Annotated in this window: 19 protein-coding genes; all 19 read left to right on the forward strand. The window is 53.5% G+C overall.

The window, feature by feature from the left end:
• Window positions 1-42 precede the first annotated feature (42 nt).
• The 19 genes from CVU77_00200 (at window position 43) to CVU77_00290 (ending at window position 17517) form a co-directional block, all read left to right on the forward strand.
• The gene (locus CVU77_00200; protein PKN02255.1) at window positions 43-2937 is read left to right on the forward strand and encodes an isoleucine--tRNA ligase; all 2895 of its coding nucleotides are present in this window, start codon (window positions 43-45) and stop codon (window positions 2935-2937) included.
• Window positions 2814-3413, forward strand: coding sequence for a signal peptidase II (gene lspA / locus CVU77_00205; GenBank protein ID PKN02256.1), 600 nt, complete (start codon window positions 2814-2816; stop codon window positions 3411-3413). Before CVU77_00200 ends, lspA begins: the two co-directional genes overlap by 124 nt.
• Window positions 3414-3416: 3 nt before the next feature.
• Window positions 3417-4211 (forward strand): prolipoprotein diacylglyceryl transferase, encoded by a 795-nt coding sequence (lgt, locus tag CVU77_00210; protein ID PKN02257.1) that lies wholly within the window; start codon window positions 3417-3419, stop codon window positions 4209-4211.
• 12 nt (window positions 4212-4223) lie between these two features.
• Window positions 4224-5120, forward strand: coding sequence for an RNA pseudouridine synthase (locus tag CVU77_00215; GenBank protein ID PKN02258.1), 897 nt, complete (start codon window positions 4224-4226; stop codon window positions 5118-5120).
• Complete coding sequence (locus tag CVU77_00220; GenBank protein PKN02259.1) at window positions 5117-5809, forward strand: hypothetical protein; 693 nt, start codon at window positions 5117-5119, stop codon at window positions 5807-5809. Before CVU77_00215 ends, CVU77_00220 begins: the two co-directional genes overlap by 4 nt.
• A complete protein-coding gene (locus CVU77_00225; GenBank protein PKN02260.1) occupies window positions 5799-7025 on the forward strand; it encodes a hypothetical protein in 1227 nt (408 codons plus the stop codon). The genes CVU77_00220 and CVU77_00225 overlap by 11 nt, the downstream gene beginning before the upstream one ends.
• Window positions 7026-7115: 90 nt before the next feature.
• Window positions 7116-8387, forward strand: coding sequence for a peptidase S41 (locus CVU77_00230; GenBank protein ID PKN02261.1), 1272 nt, complete (start codon window positions 7116-7118; stop codon window positions 8385-8387).
• Between the two features lie 5 nt (window positions 8388-8392).
• A complete protein-coding gene (locus CVU77_00235) occupies window positions 8393-9475 on the forward strand; it encodes a hypothetical protein (GenBank protein PKN02262.1) in 1083 nt (360 codons plus the stop codon).
• A complete protein-coding gene (tsaD, locus tag CVU77_00240) occupies window positions 9472-10437 on the forward strand; it encodes a tRNA (adenosine(37)-N6)-threonylcarbamoyltransferase complex transferase subunit TsaD (protein PKN02263.1) in 966 nt (321 codons plus the stop codon). The genes CVU77_00235 and tsaD overlap by 4 nt, the downstream gene beginning before the upstream one ends.
• Window positions 10438-10636: 199 nt before the next feature.
• Window positions 10637-11623 carry a tRNA dihydrouridine synthase DusB gene (locus CVU77_00245; protein PKN02264.1) on the forward strand — a complete coding sequence of 329 codons (987 nt, stop codon included), beginning with the start codon at window positions 10637-10639 and terminating at the stop codon, window positions 11621-11623.
• 67 nt (window positions 11624-11690) lie between these two features.
• Window positions 11691-12383 (forward strand): 1-(5-phosphoribosyl)-5-amino-4-imidazole-carboxylate carboxylase, encoded by a 693-nt coding sequence (locus CVU77_00250; protein PKN02265.1) that lies wholly within the window; start codon window positions 11691-11693, stop codon window positions 12381-12383.
• Window positions 12384-12489: 106 nt separating this feature from the next.
• Window positions 12490-13590 (forward strand): hypothetical protein, encoded by a 1101-nt coding sequence (locus CVU77_00255; GenBank protein ID PKN02266.1) that lies wholly within the window; start codon window positions 12490-12492, stop codon window positions 13588-13590.
• A 58-nt stretch (window positions 13591-13648) separates the two neighbouring features.
• On the forward strand, window positions 13649-13894 hold the full coding sequence (locus tag CVU77_00260) for a hypothetical protein (protein PKN02267.1): 246 nt from the start codon (window positions 13649-13651) through the stop codon (window positions 13892-13894).
• Window positions 13884-14093 (forward strand): hypothetical protein, encoded by a 210-nt coding sequence (locus CVU77_00265; protein PKN02268.1) that lies wholly within the window; start codon window positions 13884-13886, stop codon window positions 14091-14093. The genes CVU77_00260 and CVU77_00265 overlap by 11 nt, the downstream gene beginning before the upstream one ends.
• 256 nt (window positions 14094-14349) lie before the next feature.
• Window positions 14350-15900, forward strand: a complete 1551-nt coding sequence (locus CVU77_00270) for a hypothetical protein (GenBank protein PKN02269.1) — start codon at window positions 14350-14352, stop codon at window positions 15898-15900.
• 308 nt (window positions 15901-16208) lie between these two features.
• A complete protein-coding gene (locus CVU77_00275; protein ID PKN02270.1) occupies window positions 16209-16589 on the forward strand; it encodes a DNA methylase in 381 nt (126 codons plus the stop codon).
• Window positions 16590-16710: 121 nt separating this feature from the next.
• Complete coding sequence (locus CVU77_00280) at window positions 16711-16929, forward strand: hypothetical protein (protein ID PKN02271.1); 219 nt, start codon at window positions 16711-16713, stop codon at window positions 16927-16929.
• Window positions 16930-17006: 77 nt separating this feature from the next.
• On the forward strand, window positions 17007-17234 hold the full coding sequence (locus tag CVU77_00285) for an antitoxin, RHH family protein (GenBank protein ID PKN02272.1): 228 nt from the start codon (window positions 17007-17009) through the stop codon (window positions 17232-17234).
• Window position 17235: 1 nt separating this feature from the next.
• Window positions 17236-17517, forward strand: coding sequence for a type II toxin-antitoxin system RelE/ParE family toxin (locus CVU77_00290; protein ID PKN02273.1), 282 nt, complete (start codon window positions 17236-17238; stop codon window positions 17515-17517).
• Window positions 17518-17526 lie beyond the last annotated feature (9 nt).

Genomic DNA, 17526 nt, shown 5'->3' on the forward strand with positions numbered 1-17526 from the left:
TTGTCGTCCGAATCTGACACGTCTTGCGACCTTTTATAAATTATGGATTACGGTAAAACTGTAAATCTGCCTAAAACGTCGTTTTCCATGAAGGGAAATCTTCCGGTCAAGGAACCACGGTTTCTTGAGTTCTGGAAGACCACCCCGCCCCGTCGCGCGTCTATGCCGCCGTCGGCGAAAAAGTTTATTCTTCACGACGGCCCGCCCTACGCCAACGGTCACATTCACATCGGCACCGCGCTGAATAAAATACTGAAGGATATTGTCGTCAAGCACCGCGCGCTTTCCGGATTCGTCGCGCCGTTCGTCCCCGGGTGGGACTGTCACGGCCTTCCGATAGAGCAGCACGTTCTCAAAGAATCGGGCGCTGACCACAAAAAAGCGACGGATCCGTCGGGATTCAGAAAACAGGCCGCAGCTTTCGCGATGAAGTTTGTGGGTGTGCAGAAAGAAGAATTTAAGCGTCTCGGGGTTTTCGCCGAGTGGGAAAACCCCTATCTCACGCTGGCTCCGTATTATGAAGCCGCCATAACGGAAACTTTTGCCGCGCTCGTCGACAAGAATCTTATTTATCGCAAGAAAAAACCCGTATATTGGTGTCCCACCTGCCGCACCGCGCTGGCCGACGCCGAAGTCGAATACGCCGATCACATATCACACTCCGTTTACGTCAAGTTCCGTCTGGAATCTCCGGCGCCGGCCTTCGCGCAGGATAAACGCCTGACGTCCGGAGCCGTCAGCGCGGTTATATGGACCACTACGCCGTGGACTCTTCCGGCAAACGTGGCGCTGGCTTTCAGCCCGTCGGAAAAATATTCGGTCATACGTCTTGCGGGCGGTTCAAAAGGCGACATGTTGATTGTCGCAACACGCCTTAAAGAGGCCTTTTTGACGAAAATCGGCGCCGCGGCCGGAGAAATCATCGGTGAATTTGACGGTAAAACTTTTGAGCGCGCGGTATTCGTCAATCCTCTTAACGCCAATAAATCTACGGGAACACTTGCCGATTTTGTCAGTATGGAAGACGGCACCGGCATAGTTCACATAGCGCCCGGACACGGCGCGGAAGATTTTGGAGTCGGAACGAAATACGGACTTGCCACTCTTTCTCCGGTGGACGACGGCGGAGTTTTTACCGACGAAGCCGGCGAGTTCGCGGGGCACAAGGTCTTCGCGGCCAATCCCCTCATAACCGAAAAACTTAAACAGTCCGGCGACATACTTTACGAAGAAAAAATAACACACTCCTATCCGCACTGCTGGCGCTGCAAGCGCGCCATAATTTTCCGCGCCACCGAGCAGTGGTTTCTCGACGTCAACACGTCGGGGCTCAAAAAATCGCTGCTGGAAGAAATAGAAAAAGTCGATTGGGTGCCTGCCTACGGCAAAAACCGCATATCGTCGATGGTCGCGCAGCGTCCCGACTGGTGCCTGTCAAGACAGCGGTTGTGGGGCACGCCCATACCGGTTTTCTACTGCGAATCGTGCGGCGGGCATTTGCTTGACTCCTCGATAATCCGCCGCCTCGCCGATTTGTTTCGGCGTGGCGGCTCCGATGTCTGGTACGAGAAAACCGCCGCCGAGTTGCTTGCTCTGGCCGGACGTCCCGACGCGACGTGCCGCAAATGTTCGTCGAAAAACTTTCGCAAAGAAACGGATATATTCGATGTATGGTTCGATTCGGGGGTTTCAAGTTTCGCGGTTTTGGACCCACGCAATTTCGAGGGCCTCGCGCCCCCGGCGGATTTGTATCTGGAAGGTTCGGATCAGCACCGCGGCTGGTTTCAGACGTCCCTTATACCGTCGGTGGCGCTGCGCGGGCGCGCGCCGTATAAAAAAGTTTTGACCCACGGTTTCGTGGTCGACGGCGCCGGCAAAAAAATGTCGAAGTCCACGGGGAACGTCATCGCGCCGGAAGCCGTAATAAAGCAGTACGGAGCCGACATTCTGCGCCTCTGGGTAGCCGCGTCCGATTACAGCGAGGATGTGAGAATCTCGCCTGAGATAATGACCGGTCTTGCCGAAGTTTACAGAAAAATCAGAAATACCATGCGTTACATTCTGGGTAATATTTCCGATATGCCGCCCGCCGCGCGTCTCGATTTCGCCCGTCGCCGCGAAATGGCGGCTTCCGTTCCGGGAGTGTCTGTCGACGGATATATTTTCGACAGGTTGCTGGCCACATCCGCCCTCTGCGACAAGGCCTATGAAGATTATCAGTTTCACAAGGTAGTTTATTACCTCAATAATTTCTGCGTAAACGATTTGAGTTCGTTTTATTTCGACATCCTCAAAGACCGGCTGTACACTTTTGCGGCGAACTCCGCCGAAAGGCGCTCGGCGCAGTCGACGCTGGAGGATATTTTTCTATTAATCGTAAAATACGCCGCGCCCATACTTCCTTTTACGGCGGAGGACGCCTGGCAGTGTTATCTTGCCGACCGCCTCGACAAAGGATTCGCGGATTCTCCGAGCGTATTCGCCCGCGAATTTCCGGATTTTCTCTCGTGTTCGGGAAAGTCCGATTACGATGTCTTTCGGGCGGATGCCGGAATTTTGTCCGGCTGGGAATACATACTCGAAGCCCGCGCCGCCGTCAACGCCGAGATAGAAAAACTTCGCGCTTCCGGCGCCGTAGGCGGGTCGCTTGAGTGCGAAGTCGAAGTGTCCGCGAAGTCGGCGGACGCGATGAGCGCGCTTAAAAAATATTCCGCGGATTTGCCGTCGGTGTTTATTGTCTCGTCGGTAAAACTCTCCGCCGTTTCGTCCGACGGCCTCACGCGCGTGTCCGCCGCAAAATCCCCGTCGGCCAAATGCGCCCGATGCTGGAACCACAGGGCCGACGTGGGTCTCGACCCCGCGCTCGGCGATGTCTGTTCGCGTTGCGGCGCCGTGCTGAAATCACTCGGGATAACGAACGCGGAGGCCGGCCAATGAGACGTCTTGCCGTTATCGGCGCCGCGATCCTCGCGCTCGACAGAATTTCCAAGGTCATCGTGAGAGGCACGATGATATACGGAGAGTCGATAAAGATACTCGATTTTTTCAGAATAACCTACGTGGAAAACACCGGAGCGGCTTGGGGGCTTTTGAACGCGGGCGGATACAGCAATTACTTTTTTTTGTTTTTTAACCTGGCGGCCATCATTTATATAATACTCAATTACGGACGCTTCGTTGTCGATAAATACTCCGCGCTTGCATGGACATTCGTGGCCGCAGGCGCCATAGGAAACCTCGGCGACAGGATATTCGTCGGAGCCGTGATTGATTTTATCGACGTAAAAATATTCGGCTATGACTTTCCGGTTTTTAACTTTGCCGACGCGGCGCTGACCGCCGGCGGATTTCTTTTCGCATTTTCGATTCTTAGGGCGGCGCCGATTTTTCGCCGCGCGCATTCTCAACAGTAATTTATGTTTCCCACTATTCTTAAAGCGGGTTTCCTTTCCATCCGGACTTACGGCGTATTTCTGGCCGCGGCCTTTCTTCTGGGTATGCGCCTTGTCGTAAAGAAAACGGCGCGTCTGGGAATTTCCGACGACGAATCCGGAAAATTATTTTTATGGATTCTGCCCTCGGGTATCGTCGGCGCGCGTTTGCTTTATGTTTTTATCGAAGGCGGTTTCGACGCCGCGTCGCCGCTGGACGCTTTCAGAATCTGGGAGGGGGGGCTTCATTATTTCGGAGGTCTTGCCGGAGCCGTGGCCGCCGTCGCCGCTTTTTCAGTGCGCCATCGCAGTTTTCCGATGTGGAAGTTTGCCGACGCCGCCGGGCCGTCGCTGGCTTTGGGGCTTGCCGTCGGTAAAATCGGATGTTTTTTCGCGGGTTGCTGCTACGGCAGAGAGTGTTCGCTGCCATGGGCGGTGGTTTTTGAGCATCCGGATTCGCTGGCGATACGGGGGCTGCCTCTTCATCCAGTTCAACTTTACGAAGCGGCGGTTTATTTCTTAATATTCGCGGCGGCGGAATCCCTGTACCGGTTTCTTCCCCGCGATGTCGACGGCGAATCGTTCTGGTTTGCGGTTTTTATGCTTTCGTTCGCAAGATTTATTCTTGAAACATTGAGATGGGAAGAAGCGCGGTGGCTGGGTGTTTCCTCCGGCGGTATCGCCGCTGCCGTCGCCGCGATTGCGTCCATAGGATGCATGGTGTTTCTTAGGATTCGCGCCCGCCGCACGGGCGCGACTATCGGACATGTTGCGCATTGAGGTCTTGAAAAGGTGATAAAAACAATTGTCGTCAAAGCCCGCGATGGCGTAAAATATACCCGTCTTGACGCTTTGCTTGCCACGGAGTTTCCTGAAATGTCCCGCAGTTTTTTTCAGAAACTCATAGAGTCGCGAAAGGTTACCGTAGACGGTGTCTGCGGCAAAAACCGCTCGCGTGTCGTCGGCGGCGAAACCGTTTCATGGGACGAGCCGCCGCCTGTTCCGGCGTTATTGGCTCAGGACATTCCTCTCGACATAATTTACGAGGACGACGACATCATAGGCGTAAACAAGCCGGCCGGGTTTGTTGTGCATCCCGCCTGCGGACATCCCCACGGCACGCTTGCCAACGCTCTTAGCGGTCTTGCCTCGTCGCGCGGAGAGTCGTGGCGGCCGTATCTGGTTCACCGTCTGGACAAAGACACCACCGGAGTTATGATTGCGGCAAAAAACGAGCGGGCCAAGGTAAAACTCTCCAATCAATTTAAGGCGCGCACGGTAGCCAAAACTTATATAGCCGTAGTCAAGGGCGTTGTGTCGTTCGGCAAGGCCGTTATTGACGCGCCGCTGGGCCGCAGCGCGTCGAACCGGTTTGTCGTGGAGGTCGGCGCCGGCGCGCGCAAAGAGTCGCTGACCGAAATAGAAAAAATCGCGGAGACCTCGACGCTGAGCGTGTTCGCGGCGCGCCCGAAAACAGGCAGAACGCACCAGATAAGGGCGCATTTCGCCTACATAGGACATCCGATACTCGGCGACACACTTTATGGCGGCGCGGCCGACGGAGTGTCGCGCCCGCTGCTGCACGCATTGCGGATAGAGTTCGATCACCCCGTTTCCGGCCGCCGGATAAAGTTGCGCGCTTCCGTGCCGCCGGATATGGCAAAATATGTTTCGGGAGTAAAACTATGAAAATCGTAAAAATAATATCATACGCGCTTCTCGTAAGCATTCTTCTATTTTTGGGTTTTTTAAGAAGAATAGCGCTGCGTCCGGCGGCCGATATAGAACTGCATTTCAATATATCCGCCGCGCTCGACGGTACGGCGGCCACGGAGGTTGTGGCCGACAGGATATTGTCTATCGAGGGCGTTAAGGACGTGCGGGTGAGAAAGTCGCAGACGATTTTTGAAGAATACCGCAAAGATAAAATAATTTCCGAAAAGATCCGTATGGAAGAAAATCCTTTCGGCGACTACCTGAACGTTTATCCCGAGACGCTGGACGCCGGCGTGGCCGCGCTCGCCGCCAAAATCGCCTCGACGGGCGGCGTGGAGGATATTGCCTACGACCGTCAAGCCGTTACGATTTACAGGCGGTTGAAGATCGTTGTCGGATACATTTCCATCGCCGCCTCGGCGGTCGCCGCTGGAGCTTTTATTATAGCTGTGATAACGATAATCGCCAAGGTGCGCGCGTCCGGCGCCGCGGGAGCTCTTAAAACGCTTCCTTACCTGTTTTATCTTGTGCCTGTATCGGCGGTATGTTACGCGGGTTTTATGGCCATAGCCCGTCACGAGGGATTTCCTTTCGATTATGCCGCCAACGGGATTCTTCTTGCGGCGGCTTCCGCCATAGCATCGGTGGTGTATGCCGAATAAGAACACGGCGACTATCGGATTTGCGGCTGGCGGTTCTTTGTTTTGCCGCGGGCGCCGCGCCGCGCTCATAGCGCTGCTGTCGGCGGCGGCTGTGACGGCCGCGATTCCGTCCTCTGTTATGTCGTCGGAAAAAAAGATAAAAGAATACGACAAGGAAATCAAAAGCACTTCCGCGGAACTCAAAAAGATCGAGGACGACCTTCGCAAAAAACGCGGCGAGCGCGACGCGGAGCGCCGCAAGGAAGAAAGTTTTCGCAAAGAACTTAAGCGGATTGATTCGGCGTTGTCGTCGTTGAACGCGCGCCGAAGAGAGATAAATGTTCAAATCCGCCGCGCCCGCGTTCGTCTTGTCGATGCGCAAAAATCTCTTTCGAGCGCCCGTTCGGGAGTCAGCAAATCCGGCGCGGAACTTAAAAGAACCGCAAACCTTTTGTGGCTCAACAAAAATATGTATTCGGTTTTTGACGCCGGAGCGCGAAGATTTGAGAGCAGGGATATAATGTTGTCCCGCAAAGATACGTTCAGGAATGCCTGCCGCATCGAGAGCGATTGCGAGGCGCAGGTGGTCAAATGGGACGCCGCCGCCAAAGAATTGGCCGCTCTCGAAAAAAAGATGGGAGAAAATCTGGATCAGCAGAAAATCCTCAAAGAAGAGAAAGGCCGGCTTCTTACCGACTCAACGGCCAGAAGAGTGGCCATCGAGGACGAAATAAAAGAATTGGGCGAAACGTCCAAAGCACTTCACGATATGATTTCGCAGCTTGAGACGAAAAAAAAGCAGACCGGCGAAGAATTGCTCGCGCGCGCCCGCGATAGAGCCGCGTCGTCGAAATATCAGGGGACGCTCGACTGGCCTGCCCGCGGAGACATAGTTCTTAAGTTCGGCAAGAACAAACGCGACGACATAGATACGCCCATAATATCCAACGGCATAAGAATCAAGCCGTCCGGACATTCCGATGTTTTGGCCTCGGCCGGCGGAGAATGTGTTTTTGCCGGCAGTTTCCGCAGCTACGGACAGATGGTGGTAATAGATCACGGCGGCACGCTTTACACCGTTTACGGTATGCTCGACGAAATAACCGTCTCCGACGGCGAAAAACTTTCTGCGGGACAGAAAATCGGGTCGTCCGGAAACGGCGCCGACGGAGTCGTATATTACGAGGTCCGGCACGACGGGCATCCCGTTGATCCTCTCAACTGGCTTAAAAGATAGGCGGCGGGAGACGGTAGTAAGATATTGCCGCGCAATGACAAATTACGGGTTTTTTTTCAACAATCTCACTTATGTTGATCGGAGGAATATATGAATAAGAAAATCACGATTGCACTTTGCGCCGCGGCGTTTTTGGGCGCGGTTTTAAGTTCGCCGCGCGCAAGACAGCCGCTGGCGTCGGCCTCGGCGAAAATCGACCAAACCTACGAGCAACTCCGTCTTCTCGTCGATATAATGACGATAGTCCGCGAGAATTATGTCGAAGAAAAAGAAAACAAAGATCTGGTAACCTCCGCCATAAAGGGAATGGTGCGCGACCTCGATCCGTTCTCGCAATTTCTGGAGCCCCGGGAATACAAGGATATGAAAACGGAGACGGAGGGGCAGTTCGGCGGCCTGGGCATAAGAATTTCGGTGCGCGACAACTGGCTCACCGTCGTCACGCCTATTCCCGGAACACCCGCATACAAGCTCGGAATTCTGCCGGGCGACAAGATAATAAAAATCGAGAAAGAATCCACTCAGGGGATGTCCGTCAACGACGCCGTTGGCAAACTCCGCGGAACTCCGGGAACAAAGGTGACTATAACCATTGCCAGGGAAGGGGAAAAAGAGCCGGTCGATTACACCATCACGCGCGACGTGATAAAAATAGATTCGATTCGCCATAAGACGCTGAAAGGGGATTACGGGTACATAAAAATCAACGAGTTTTCGGCCAGCACCGATAAGGATTTGAAGAAAGCGCTTGCCGAGCTCACGAAGCAAAACGTTAAATATCTCGTGCTGGACTTAAGAAATAATCCCGGCGGGCTGCTCGACGTGGCCGTGGACACGGTAAAAGAATTTTTGCCGTCGGACAAACTTGTGGTTTATACCAAGGGGCGCCGGCCGCACATGAACAGAGAATATAAAACGGGCGTCAATTCCGATTATGTCAAACTCCCCATGGCCGTGCTTATCAACAAGGGCTCGGCGTCCGGATCGGAGATATTCGCCGGAGCTCTGCAAGACCATAAGCGCGCCATAATTGTCGGTATGGAAAGTTTCGGCAAGGCGTCGGTTCAGTCAGTGTTTCCTATGACCGACGGCAACGCGCTCCGCCTCACGACGGCCAAATACTATACGCCGTCGGGCAAACTTATACACCGCGACGAAAAAACCCAAGAAGGCGGCATAAAACCGGACGTAGTCGTGGAGGTTTCGCGCGATACCGAGGTTAAACTTCAGTCGCAATCGGAAGAAATTTATCCTCCCGGCAAAGAGCCGGAATCCGCCGTTAAGGACAAGGAGCGAGTGGAAGACGTCGCGCTGTCGCGCGCGATGGAACTTCTTAAAGTGTCGGACATACTCGCAAGGTAGGACTTATGTTAAAAAGGATATTTATCGTCGGGCTGCTTGCCGCCGCGGTATATCTGGCTTACAGGACTTTTGCCGTCAGGGATTATTCCGCCGAGGCCGTTACGGTCGCCAATTCCGTCAACGAAATACTCTTGGCGCTGGGCGCCACCGACGCGGATGTCGCAGGCCAATATCGCAGGCAGATGTCCGACAAGGGCGCGCGGTGGATAGAATTCACTAAGCGTTTGCGGATACCCTTAGACGAGAAAGCGGAAGCCGCGCTCGGCGACCTGTCTTCGCGCATAGGCCGGAATTTTGAAAAACGGGCAGTATCCGGCGGTTACGAGATACATATAAAGAGCGGCGACCGGACATATTACACGCTTTTTTTTCTGACTAAGACCCCGGCGCAGAGTGTCGCCGCCTCGCGCAGGGCGGTCATCGTGATAGACGATCTCGGCTACAACTTAAAAGACGTCGAGAGTTTTCTTGCGTTGGGAATACCCGTGACATACGCGGTGCTTCCGCGCGAGCGCAATTCTCAAAAAACGGCCGAGATGCTCCGGCAGCGCGGCGCCGATTATATGGTTCATTTTCCCATGGAGCCCGACGACCCAATGACAAATCCCGGCCGCGCCGCCGTTCTGGTGTCGATGGATGAGGCGGAAATTTCCCGTCGTTTCGACAACGCCGTAAAAACCGTTCCGGGCGCGTTCGGAGTGTCGAACCATATGGGAAGCAAGTTTACCAGAAGCGCCGGGAAGATGAAAATATTTCTTGGACTCGTCGAGAAAAACCGCATGGTATACTTTGATTCGCACACTTCGCCCAAATCCGTAGTTTCGTCCGTGGCAAAAGATCTCGGAATGCGGGTAATGGTTAATCAGATATTTCTGGACAACGACGATTCGCGCGAAGCCATAGACAAACAGCTCGAACTGCTGCTTAAAAAATCACGGAAAAAGAATGTAACGATAGCTATCGGACACGTCCATAAAAAACATCTGGCCCCGGCCATCAAGGATTATCTTCCCCGATTCAGGGAAGCCGGAGTAGAGTTCGTGTCGCTCAGGGAACTCTACGAGAGTCCCGGACCCGCCGTCAAATGATAATACTCGCCGTCGAGACCTCCTGCGATGAAACGGCCGCCGCGGTTTTTCGCCCGCCGCGCTCCGTTTTATCCAATGTGGTTTATTCGCAAAAAATACATTCGCGTTTCGGCGGGGTCGTTCCCGAACTTGCTTCGCGCGAACATTTGGAACGGATAAACGGTGTCATCGAAGAGGCGCTGGCCGCGTCCAAAACCGAGATCGACGATGTGGATGCGGTCGCTTACACCGCCCGCCCCGGCCTCGCAGGTTCACTTCTCGTAGGACGGACGGCCGCGGAAACGCTCGCGTGGCTCGCGGGCAAAAAAACCGCGCCGGCAGACCACATCGAAGGCCACGCGCTGTCGGCCATGCTTGGTCGCTCCGATTTGGCGCCGCCGTTTCTGTCACTGGTGGTATCGGGCGGTCACACAGACCTTATCGTCGTCGGCAAGCGGGGCCAGTTTCGTTATCTGGGACGCACCCGCGACGACGCCGCGGGGGAGGCCTTCGACAAAGTCGCAAAACTTCTTGGGCTGAAATATCCCGGCGGACCCGAAGTGGAAAAAATGGCCGCCGCAGGCAATCCGTCCGCGGTGAATTTTCCCAGGCCGTTTATGCGTTCCACGATGGATTTCAGCTTTTCGGGCATAAAAACCGCCGTTCTGTATCACTTAAATAAGATTCCTTCCTACGCGGCGGGAAAAAAGCTTTCGCGCCGGATTACGGCCGACATATGCGCGTCGTTTCAGGCCGCCGTCGTAGAAACTCTCGTCGAGAAACTTATCCGCGCCGCGCGCGACGAGGGCATTAAGAAAATCGCGCTCGGCGGCGGCGTTGCGCTTAATAAAGCGTTGAGAAAATCAGTTCTTGCCGCCTCTCGTTCCGCCGGTTTGGAAGTATTTTTACCGTCGCCGGAGTACTGCTCCGACAACGCCGCAATGATAGCTCTGGCGGCGTATCATAGGATGCGGTTTGGGTAGTTATTGATAAAAAATGCCGTCTTTTGTCATTCCCGCGAAAGCGGGAATCTAGGGGATAAACTCCTGCGGGAATCTACGGATGACTGGATTCCCGCTTTCGCGGGAATGACACCCTGTGAGAGTTTTCCGCCGGTAACAGTAAAGAAATATTGTAATAATGTAGTGTCCGTTATTAGCAAAAGAGCGTTAAAATATCAAAATGAAAATCGGTTCCGTCACACTTCCCAATAATCTTATGCTCGCCCCGATGGCGGGTATAACGGATTCGCCTTTCCGGCGGATGTCGAAAGCCGGCGGCGCCGGACTGGTTTTTACGGAGATGCTTTCGGCCTCGGCTTTGGCCAGAGACAGCCGCCGCACTACGGGAATGCTGAAGTTTGCCGACGAGGAAAGACCCATAGCGGCCCAAATTTTCGGCTCGGAACTTGCCGCCGTCGAAAAATCCGCCGACATCATCCGTTCGATGGGTTACGATATGCTCAATATAAATTTCGGATGTCCCGCCAAAAAAATAATCAAATCGCGCGGCGGTTCGGCTCTCCTGAAAGACCTTAAATCTTACGAAAATGTGATTGCCGCCTCCGTGCGCGGCTCCGGCGGAAAAATGCCTGTGACGGTGAAAATCCGCCCCGGGCTTACCCCCGACGACGACCGCACCGAAGATTACGTCCGCGCCGCGGAAGCCGCCGGCGCCGAGATGATAATTATCCACGGCCGGTTCGTTTCGCAGATTCATTCCGGCGACGTAAACTTTGCCGCCATTGCGCGCGCCGTGGCGGCCGTTAAAATTCCGGTCGTGGCCAACGGCGGGATAGTATCCGAGTTAACTGCGGAGGAAATGCTCTCTAAAACCGGCTGCGCCGGACTTATGATAGGCCGCGGGGCCATAGGCGATTTCGGTATTTTCCGTCGGATTTTGTATTATCTGGAAAACAAAGAAAAACTTTCCGCGCCGTCGCGCGAGGAGCGAATCGCGATGTATAAAGAGCACGCGCGGCTGTCGGCCGAATTTCACGGCGAGCGGGGCGGAGTTATAATCTTAAGAAAGCTCGCCGCGTTTTATCTTAAAGGACTGCCCGGCGCCAAGAGAACCCGTGAGGCGATAAATAAAGCCGAAAGTGTGCGGGCCTTCAACGACGCGCTCGACGGTATATTTGAGCATCAGTGGTCAGTGGATAGTGAATAGTGGCGAGTAAAAGCATTTTTTCTAACCACTAACCACTAACCACTAACCACTAACCACTAACCACTATATGAAGCTGCCTGATAAATCTCTCTCTTTCGCCTGTCCCGATGTCAACCGCTTCGCGCGACAGGGAATTCCCGAGGCGGTTTACTGCCCGGGGAAGACCGTCGCGCAGATAGCCGCGATAGTCCGCGCGTTTGCGGCCGGAGGCCGCTGTGCGGCTCCCGTTATTTTGACGCGCGCCGACGGAAAAATTTTCCGAGCCGTCCGAGGCGTTATCCCATCGGCCCGATGGCACGAAGCCGCGCGGATGGTCACCGCGTTCCCGCGCCGCGTTCCCGCCGGCGGCGCCTACGCGGCGATAGTCACCGCCGGAACCACCGACATCCCCGTCGCCGAGGAAGCCGCCGTCACCGCCGAGACACTCGGCGCCGCCGTTCGGCGCGCCTACGACGTCGGCGTGGCGGGAGTGCACCGCGTAATCGAAAAGCGAGGCCTTATAGAAGGCGCCTCCGCCGTAATTGTTTGCGCCGGCATGGAAGGCGCATTGCCGTCGGTCGTGGGAGGTCTCGCCCGCTCGCCGGTTATAGGCGTGCCGACATCCGTCGGCTACGGCGCGAACTTCGGCGGCCTCGCGGCTCTTTTGGCTATGCTTAATTCCTGCGCCCCGAACGTCTGCGTGGTCAACATTGACGACGGCTTCGGCGCGGGGGTTATCGTGTCGCTTATTGCGGCCAAAAATGTAAATGGCAGAAAATAAAAATTGGTCAAACCGGTAGCCAAGAGAAGATGCTTAAGAATGAAAATCCCCCTCTTTCCCCCTTTGAAAAAGGGGGATTAAGGGGGATTTAGTAAAATCGAGCGTTATGAAAATTTTACACCTCAACTTATCCAACGGCATCGCCGGCGATATGACGCTTGCCGCGCTGGTATCCGTCGGCGTTCCGCGAAGCGCGCTCTCAAAAGCGTTGTCGCCGCTGTCTCGAATCGGCATCCCCGCGCCGCATTTGCGGTTTTCTTCCGTCGAAAAACATCATCTTCCCGCGCTTTCGGTTTCGGTGCCCGGAGATTTTCACTTCAAAAACCCACGGGCGATAGCGCGAGTCATCAAAAAACTTCCGGCTGTCCGCGGCACAGGTCTTGGCGCCGGGGCAGTCGCGCGCGCCAAAAAAACAGCCCTAAGAGCACTTGATATGCTCGTAGAGGCGGAAGCCCGCGCGCACCGCGTCGCCTGCGATGCGGTACATTTTCACGAACTCAACTCAAAAGATACGCTTATCGATATTCTCGGCTCGGCGCTTGCGCTTGAATACATCTCGCCCGAAAAAATCACATCGACGCCCGTTAACATAGGCCGCGCCAATCCGGCCGCACTTTCCATTCTTAAAACCGCCGCCATACCCGTTTATTCCGACGAGCCCTCGCGCGAACTGACCACGCCAACCGGCGCGGCCATCCTTGCGGCCTTCTCGCCGTCTTTTGAGCCGCTGGGAGCGGTGGAGATTCTTTCTTTCGGCGGAGGCGCGGGAACTTGTGAAATTCCGGGACGCGACAACATTTTGCGGGTCATAGTAGGACAAACCGAGACGCATTCGCCAAGATTTTTACCGGCCATTTCCGATAAAGCCGCCCCTCGTCCTATCATTCTTGTCGAAACCAACATAGACGATATGAATCCGGAAATTTACCCGTCGATACAAAGCCGGCTCATAGAGGCCGGAGCCCTTGACGCCTGGCTTGAAAACATAATAATGAAGCACGGACGCCCGGCGGTTAAACTCTGCTGTCTCGCCCGTCCCGCGGACGTGGAAAGATTATCGTCAATTATTATCGAAAACACCACCTCAAACGCCGTGCGCTTTACGGATTACTCCCGCATTTCGCTTCCCCGCAGTATTTCTTCCCGCAAAAAAGCGCTGTCTCTGCCTTCCGGCCGCCGCCGCGAAAAACCCGAAAATCGGTTTTAATTTTTGACGAAAATCGCACTTTGTGATATAATGCTCAAACAGCGGGGCGCATTGAACTATGATGAAAATCATATTCACACGCCACGCTCTCGAACAAATTGAAAAAAGAAATATCGCAGAAACCGACGTGGCCGAAGCCGTCGCAAACCCATCCAAAGTTCTAACCGACGCATACGATGCCGAGCTTGCTCACTACATAGGTAAAATCGGACCGAGGTTTTTGAGAGTCGTGGTAAAAATAATCGCGGGTGATTTGATAGTCGTAACGGCTTTCTACGACAGGAGAATAAAAGATGAAGATTAAATACGATAAAGAAACCGACACCCTTAACATTGTTTTTGTGGACAGACCCGTCAAAAACAGCGAATATCTGGAGAAAGAAGGCATAGTGGTGGATCTTGACGAGGATTCGAGCGCCATAGGCATAGAGGTGGTATCGGTTTCCAAAAAATGGCCGCTTAAAGATATTTTACGTTTCGAATATGAACCCGTTGCCGTATAATACGTCGTTTCACTCCGGTAATTACGCCCCCTCCCTTGATATTTATAATTTTTTTGAGGCCCTATATATGTTTTGTAACCGTCCATATATAAAGGTAAAGGCGACCCTTGACAAACCCCTTTGCTTTTTATACAATAACACCCTTAGTTTTTGAGCACAATTACAAGCATCAAGTGTTCGCACTTGATCAGGAGGTAGTAGAAGTATGAAGAAATTGTTAGCATTTGTAGCAGTAGTGTCGTTGGCAGCGCAGGCGATGGCCGTAGAACCGACCTCGCTCAGGATTAAAGGTATGGGCGGCGGTCTCGGCAGAATAGTAGCCGACGAGTACACCGACTTCCTTGCCGTCCCGTCCGACGTCCTCAAAGTTAACGGTTCGCGTCTTTATTCGAACCTCTCCAACCTCTCGAACGCGAGCAACAGCGGCGAAACGCTGTTTGCCAACGGTTCGGTCAACCAGTATCTTATCGGAGGACTTACCCGTCTGCCCGTGGGCACGGGTTTCGGTTCAGTGGAAACATTCGGCGCGCTGGCCCCGCAGAATTTGAGAAGGTACATCAACTTCAACACGGCTCTTGTGGGTCTTGATCCAACCGCCCCGGCCGAAGCGGCCACTTATATGCTCTTCGGAGCAGGCGAAGGCAGTCAAATTAACGACGGCCGCGCCAACGTTCCGGCGGATTACGAGAAAGAAACAGCCAAAGCGTCTCAGAACACCCCCACCACACTTGTTAACGCCATATATGGTTACGGGCTTTCGGACGATATGAAACTGGGCGTACGCCTTTCTTATTCCGATGTTGTCAACGAAATAAGCAAGGAACACACGGACAGCGAAGATCCCGACATCACCACGGCGACGGACTTCTATACCGAGTCCTACACCAGAAAAGTCGCCCGCAACACCAGCATGATAACCCTCGCTCCTTCTGTCAGATATAAGCTCAGCTCGAACCTCTCGGTCGCGGGCGTGCTTTCGCTGATGTCTGCTTCCGACAAGGAGATCGACGACGTTGTTGCCTCCCGCGTCAAAGGCGCGGCGTATACAGGCGCACGCGGCGGCGGTCTTCTTAACGCCGTTACGCAGGACGATACGCTTACTCAGTCGGTCAGCCCCACGGGCACCGGATTCGGAGTTGAAGTATCCGGAGCTTATAAGTATGGCCCCAAGACCACGCTTCGCGGCGTAGTCAGTATGGCTTCGATGCCCAAATCCGCCACCGGCGATTATCTGGTCAGACGTTCCACGACCACCACCGCCGCCGGAACCGGTACGAGCAAGCTCTCCAGCGCGATAACCTACAAGGACGACACGGCCACCACCGGTCTTATCGTCGGCGCGGAGAACAAGATATCCAAAGACCTTACCTTTGGTATAGGCCTGCGTTATCTTGCCAACTCTCAGACCATAACATGGGGCACGAATCTTAGATCCGACGATTCTGCGGCCGGACTTGTCGGTTATATGCAGAGTGACGTGACCAATAAAACCGACGTCACGGTCTACACTCTCCCTGTCGGACTTGAATACAGAATGGCTCCGTGGATAGTCGCGCGTATGGGCAGCGCCCACACGGTGACCAAGACCGTAGCCAAAGTTGATACGGTTCTTACCACCAAGTCGCCCGCCGGAGTGGTTCAGAACGTGGCAACTACCAACAGCAGCGCCTCCACAACCGGAGCCGCTACCGCGTTTTCGTACGGCGTCGGACTTGACCTGACGGAAAACCTGGTCGTGGACGTGCTCGCTAACGCGAACCTCACGAACCTGGCTGCCTGGCAGATAGGCGTCAACCTGAAGTTCTAAGGTTAAGAAATAAAGCATCTCGGCTTCAAACCCGGGAATACTTAAGTTATAACGAAGCCCTTCGCAAGCAATTGCGGAGGGCTATTCGTTTTTATGAATGTGTTACGTAAATCTAATGTCCGCCGCCATAATTTTTGTATAAAGATGAAATATAGGCGGGAAGCGAGACAATTGGCGTGTGTGTCCTTAATCTCCCCTCTACTAAGGGGTAACGGGGGTGCGTGCCTCTCTTTTCTCCCCTCTAAGGGGTAACGGGGGTGGGTGCCTCGCTTTTCTCCCCTCTATAAAGAGGGGAAGGGGGTGTGTTAATGACCAAAATCTATTACAAACCAGAATTAAAAGAACTTGCCCGTCAACTCCGGAACCGTGCCACACAAAGCGAAATAAAACTCTGGAAATATCTGAAAGGCAAACAGTTGGACGGATATGATTTTCACAGGCAAAAGCCGATTGGGGATTATATAGCCGATTTTTTCTGCCCCAAACTTAAATTGGCTCTTGAATTGGACGGTTATACGCACGGCTTTGAAAATGTTTTTGATAAAGACGCCGTCAAGACGCGCAGATTAAATGAGATGGGGATAACGGTTTTGAGGTTTAATGACGAAGATGTTGTGAAAAATATAGATGGTGTGTTGGGGTGTATTCGGGAATATATAGAAAAACACACCCCCGGCCCCTCTTTATAGAGGGGAGAAAAGCGCCGTTCCCTCTTAGTAGAGGGGAGAAAGATAAGGCGCGCACCCCGCGTTATCCTTAAACTTGAGGACTGACGGAGCTTAAAAAACTGATGAGAGAAGTCCTTGAAATTTGAAACCACGAATCATAAAATACTCCGACCTCGTCAAAGAAAAGCGGAATTTCTATCGTTTCCGCGCTCTAAACAAAAAACGCCTCGCGCTCTCCCGTCGGCGCAACCCTTTCGAGAGGGAGATGCTTCTTAAAATGGATGTGGCCCGCCGCAAGAGATACCTCCGTGAAGGTCGTCTCGTAATCATTTCTCCCCGCCTTTGGGAACTCGCTATCTAATTTTTCCCTTGACATCGTATATCTTTTTTGCTATATAGTGTATATCTTTAATATATCCTTGAATAGGAGGGAATTATATGACTTCCAAAACACTGGTGGTGCTTGAGCCGACGATGAGAGAATCGGTGGAAAGAATTGCGCGTGAAAATGAAATCTCCATATCGGGGGTTTGCCGCGACCTCATAAAAGAAGCCCTCGATATTTACGAGGACAAATACTGGAGCGCGGTCGCCGCACAAAGAGAAGAAGGTTTTAATTGGCGAACCAAAGGGCTCTCTCACAACAAGGTTTGGGGCAAGAAATAAAATGCTTTATACCTTGTTGTACCATCCAAAAGTAAAGTCCGTTGATATTCCTTCTCTCAATCCCGCCGACAATGATACTATCCGGCGGGCCATAGAGCAAAGATTGCTCGCCGACCCCGCGAAATACGGACTTCCGTTGAAGTGGGGTTTGAAGGGGTACAGAAAATTAAGGGTGGGGGACTATCGCATTATTTATTACGTATCCGGAAACGAAATAAGAGTGGTGATAATAGGCCATAGGAAAGATGTTTACAACCGCGCCGCGAGGCGTCTGACGAAATGAAACCCCGCG

This window comes from Elusimicrobia bacterium HGW-Elusimicrobia-1 (genome assembly GCA_002841695.1).
GTDB lineage: Bacteria > Elusimicrobiota > Endomicrobiia > PHAN01 > PHAN01 > PHAN01.

Bases quoted from the DNA above. Each gene is read 5' to 3' on its own strand.
- CVU77_00235 (PKN02262.1), top strand. From the start codon at position 8,393: ATGTTAAAAAGGATATTTATCGTCGGGCTGCTTGCCGCCGCGGTATAT.
- CVU77_00245 (PKN02264.1), top strand. From the start codon at position 10,637: ATGAAAATCGGTTCCGTCACACTTCCCAATAATCTTATGCTCGCCCCG.
- lgt (PKN02257.1), top strand. From the start codon at position 3,417: ATGTTTCCCACTATTCTTAAAGCGGGTTTCCTTTCCATCCGGACTTAC.
- CVU77_00220 (PKN02259.1), top strand. From the start codon at position 5,117: ATGAAAATCGTAAAAATAATATCATACGCGCTTCTCGTAAGCATTCTT.
- CVU77_00255 (PKN02266.1), top strand. From the start codon at position 12,490: ATGAAAATTTTACACCTCAACTTATCCAACGGCATCGCCGGCGATATG.
- CVU77_00225 (PKN02260.1), top strand. From the start codon at position 5,799: ATGCCGAATAAGAACACGGCGACTATCGGATTTGCGGCTGGCGGTTCT.
- CVU77_00265 (PKN02268.1), top strand. From the start codon at position 13,884: ATGAAGATTAAATACGATAAAGAAACCGACACCCTTAACATTGTTTTT.
- lspA (PKN02256.1), top strand. From the start codon at position 2,814: ATGCGCCCGATGCTGGAACCACAGGGCCGACGTGGGTCTCGACCCCGC.
- tsaD (PKN02263.1), top strand. From the start codon at position 9,472: ATGATAATACTCGCCGTCGAGACCTCCTGCGATGAAACGGCCGCCGCG.
- CVU77_00250 (PKN02265.1), top strand. From the start codon at position 11,691: ATGAAGCTGCCTGATAAATCTCTCTCTTTCGCCTGTCCCGATGTCAAC.
- CVU77_00270 (PKN02269.1), top strand. From the start codon at position 14,350: ATGGCCGTAGAACCGACCTCGCTCAGGATTAAAGGTATGGGCGGCGGT.
- CVU77_00290 (PKN02273.1), top strand. From the start codon at position 17,236: ATGCTTTATACCTTGTTGTACCATCCAAAAGTAAAGTCCGTTGATATT.
- CVU77_00275 (PKN02270.1), top strand. From the start codon at position 16,209: ATGACCAAAATCTATTACAAACCAGAATTAAAAGAACTTGCCCGTCAA.
- CVU77_00260 (PKN02267.1), top strand. From the start codon at position 13,649: ATGATGAAAATCATATTCACACGCCACGCTCTCGAACAAATTGAAAAA.
- CVU77_00200 (PKN02255.1), top strand. From the start codon at position 43: ATGGATTACGGTAAAACTGTAAATCTGCCTAAAACGTCGTTTTCCATG.
- CVU77_00230 (PKN02261.1), top strand. From the start codon at position 7,116: ATGAATAAGAAAATCACGATTGCACTTTGCGCCGCGGCGTTTTTGGGC.
- CVU77_00285 (PKN02272.1), top strand. From the start codon at position 17,007: ATGACTTCCAAAACACTGGTGGTGCTTGAGCCGACGATGAGAGAATCG.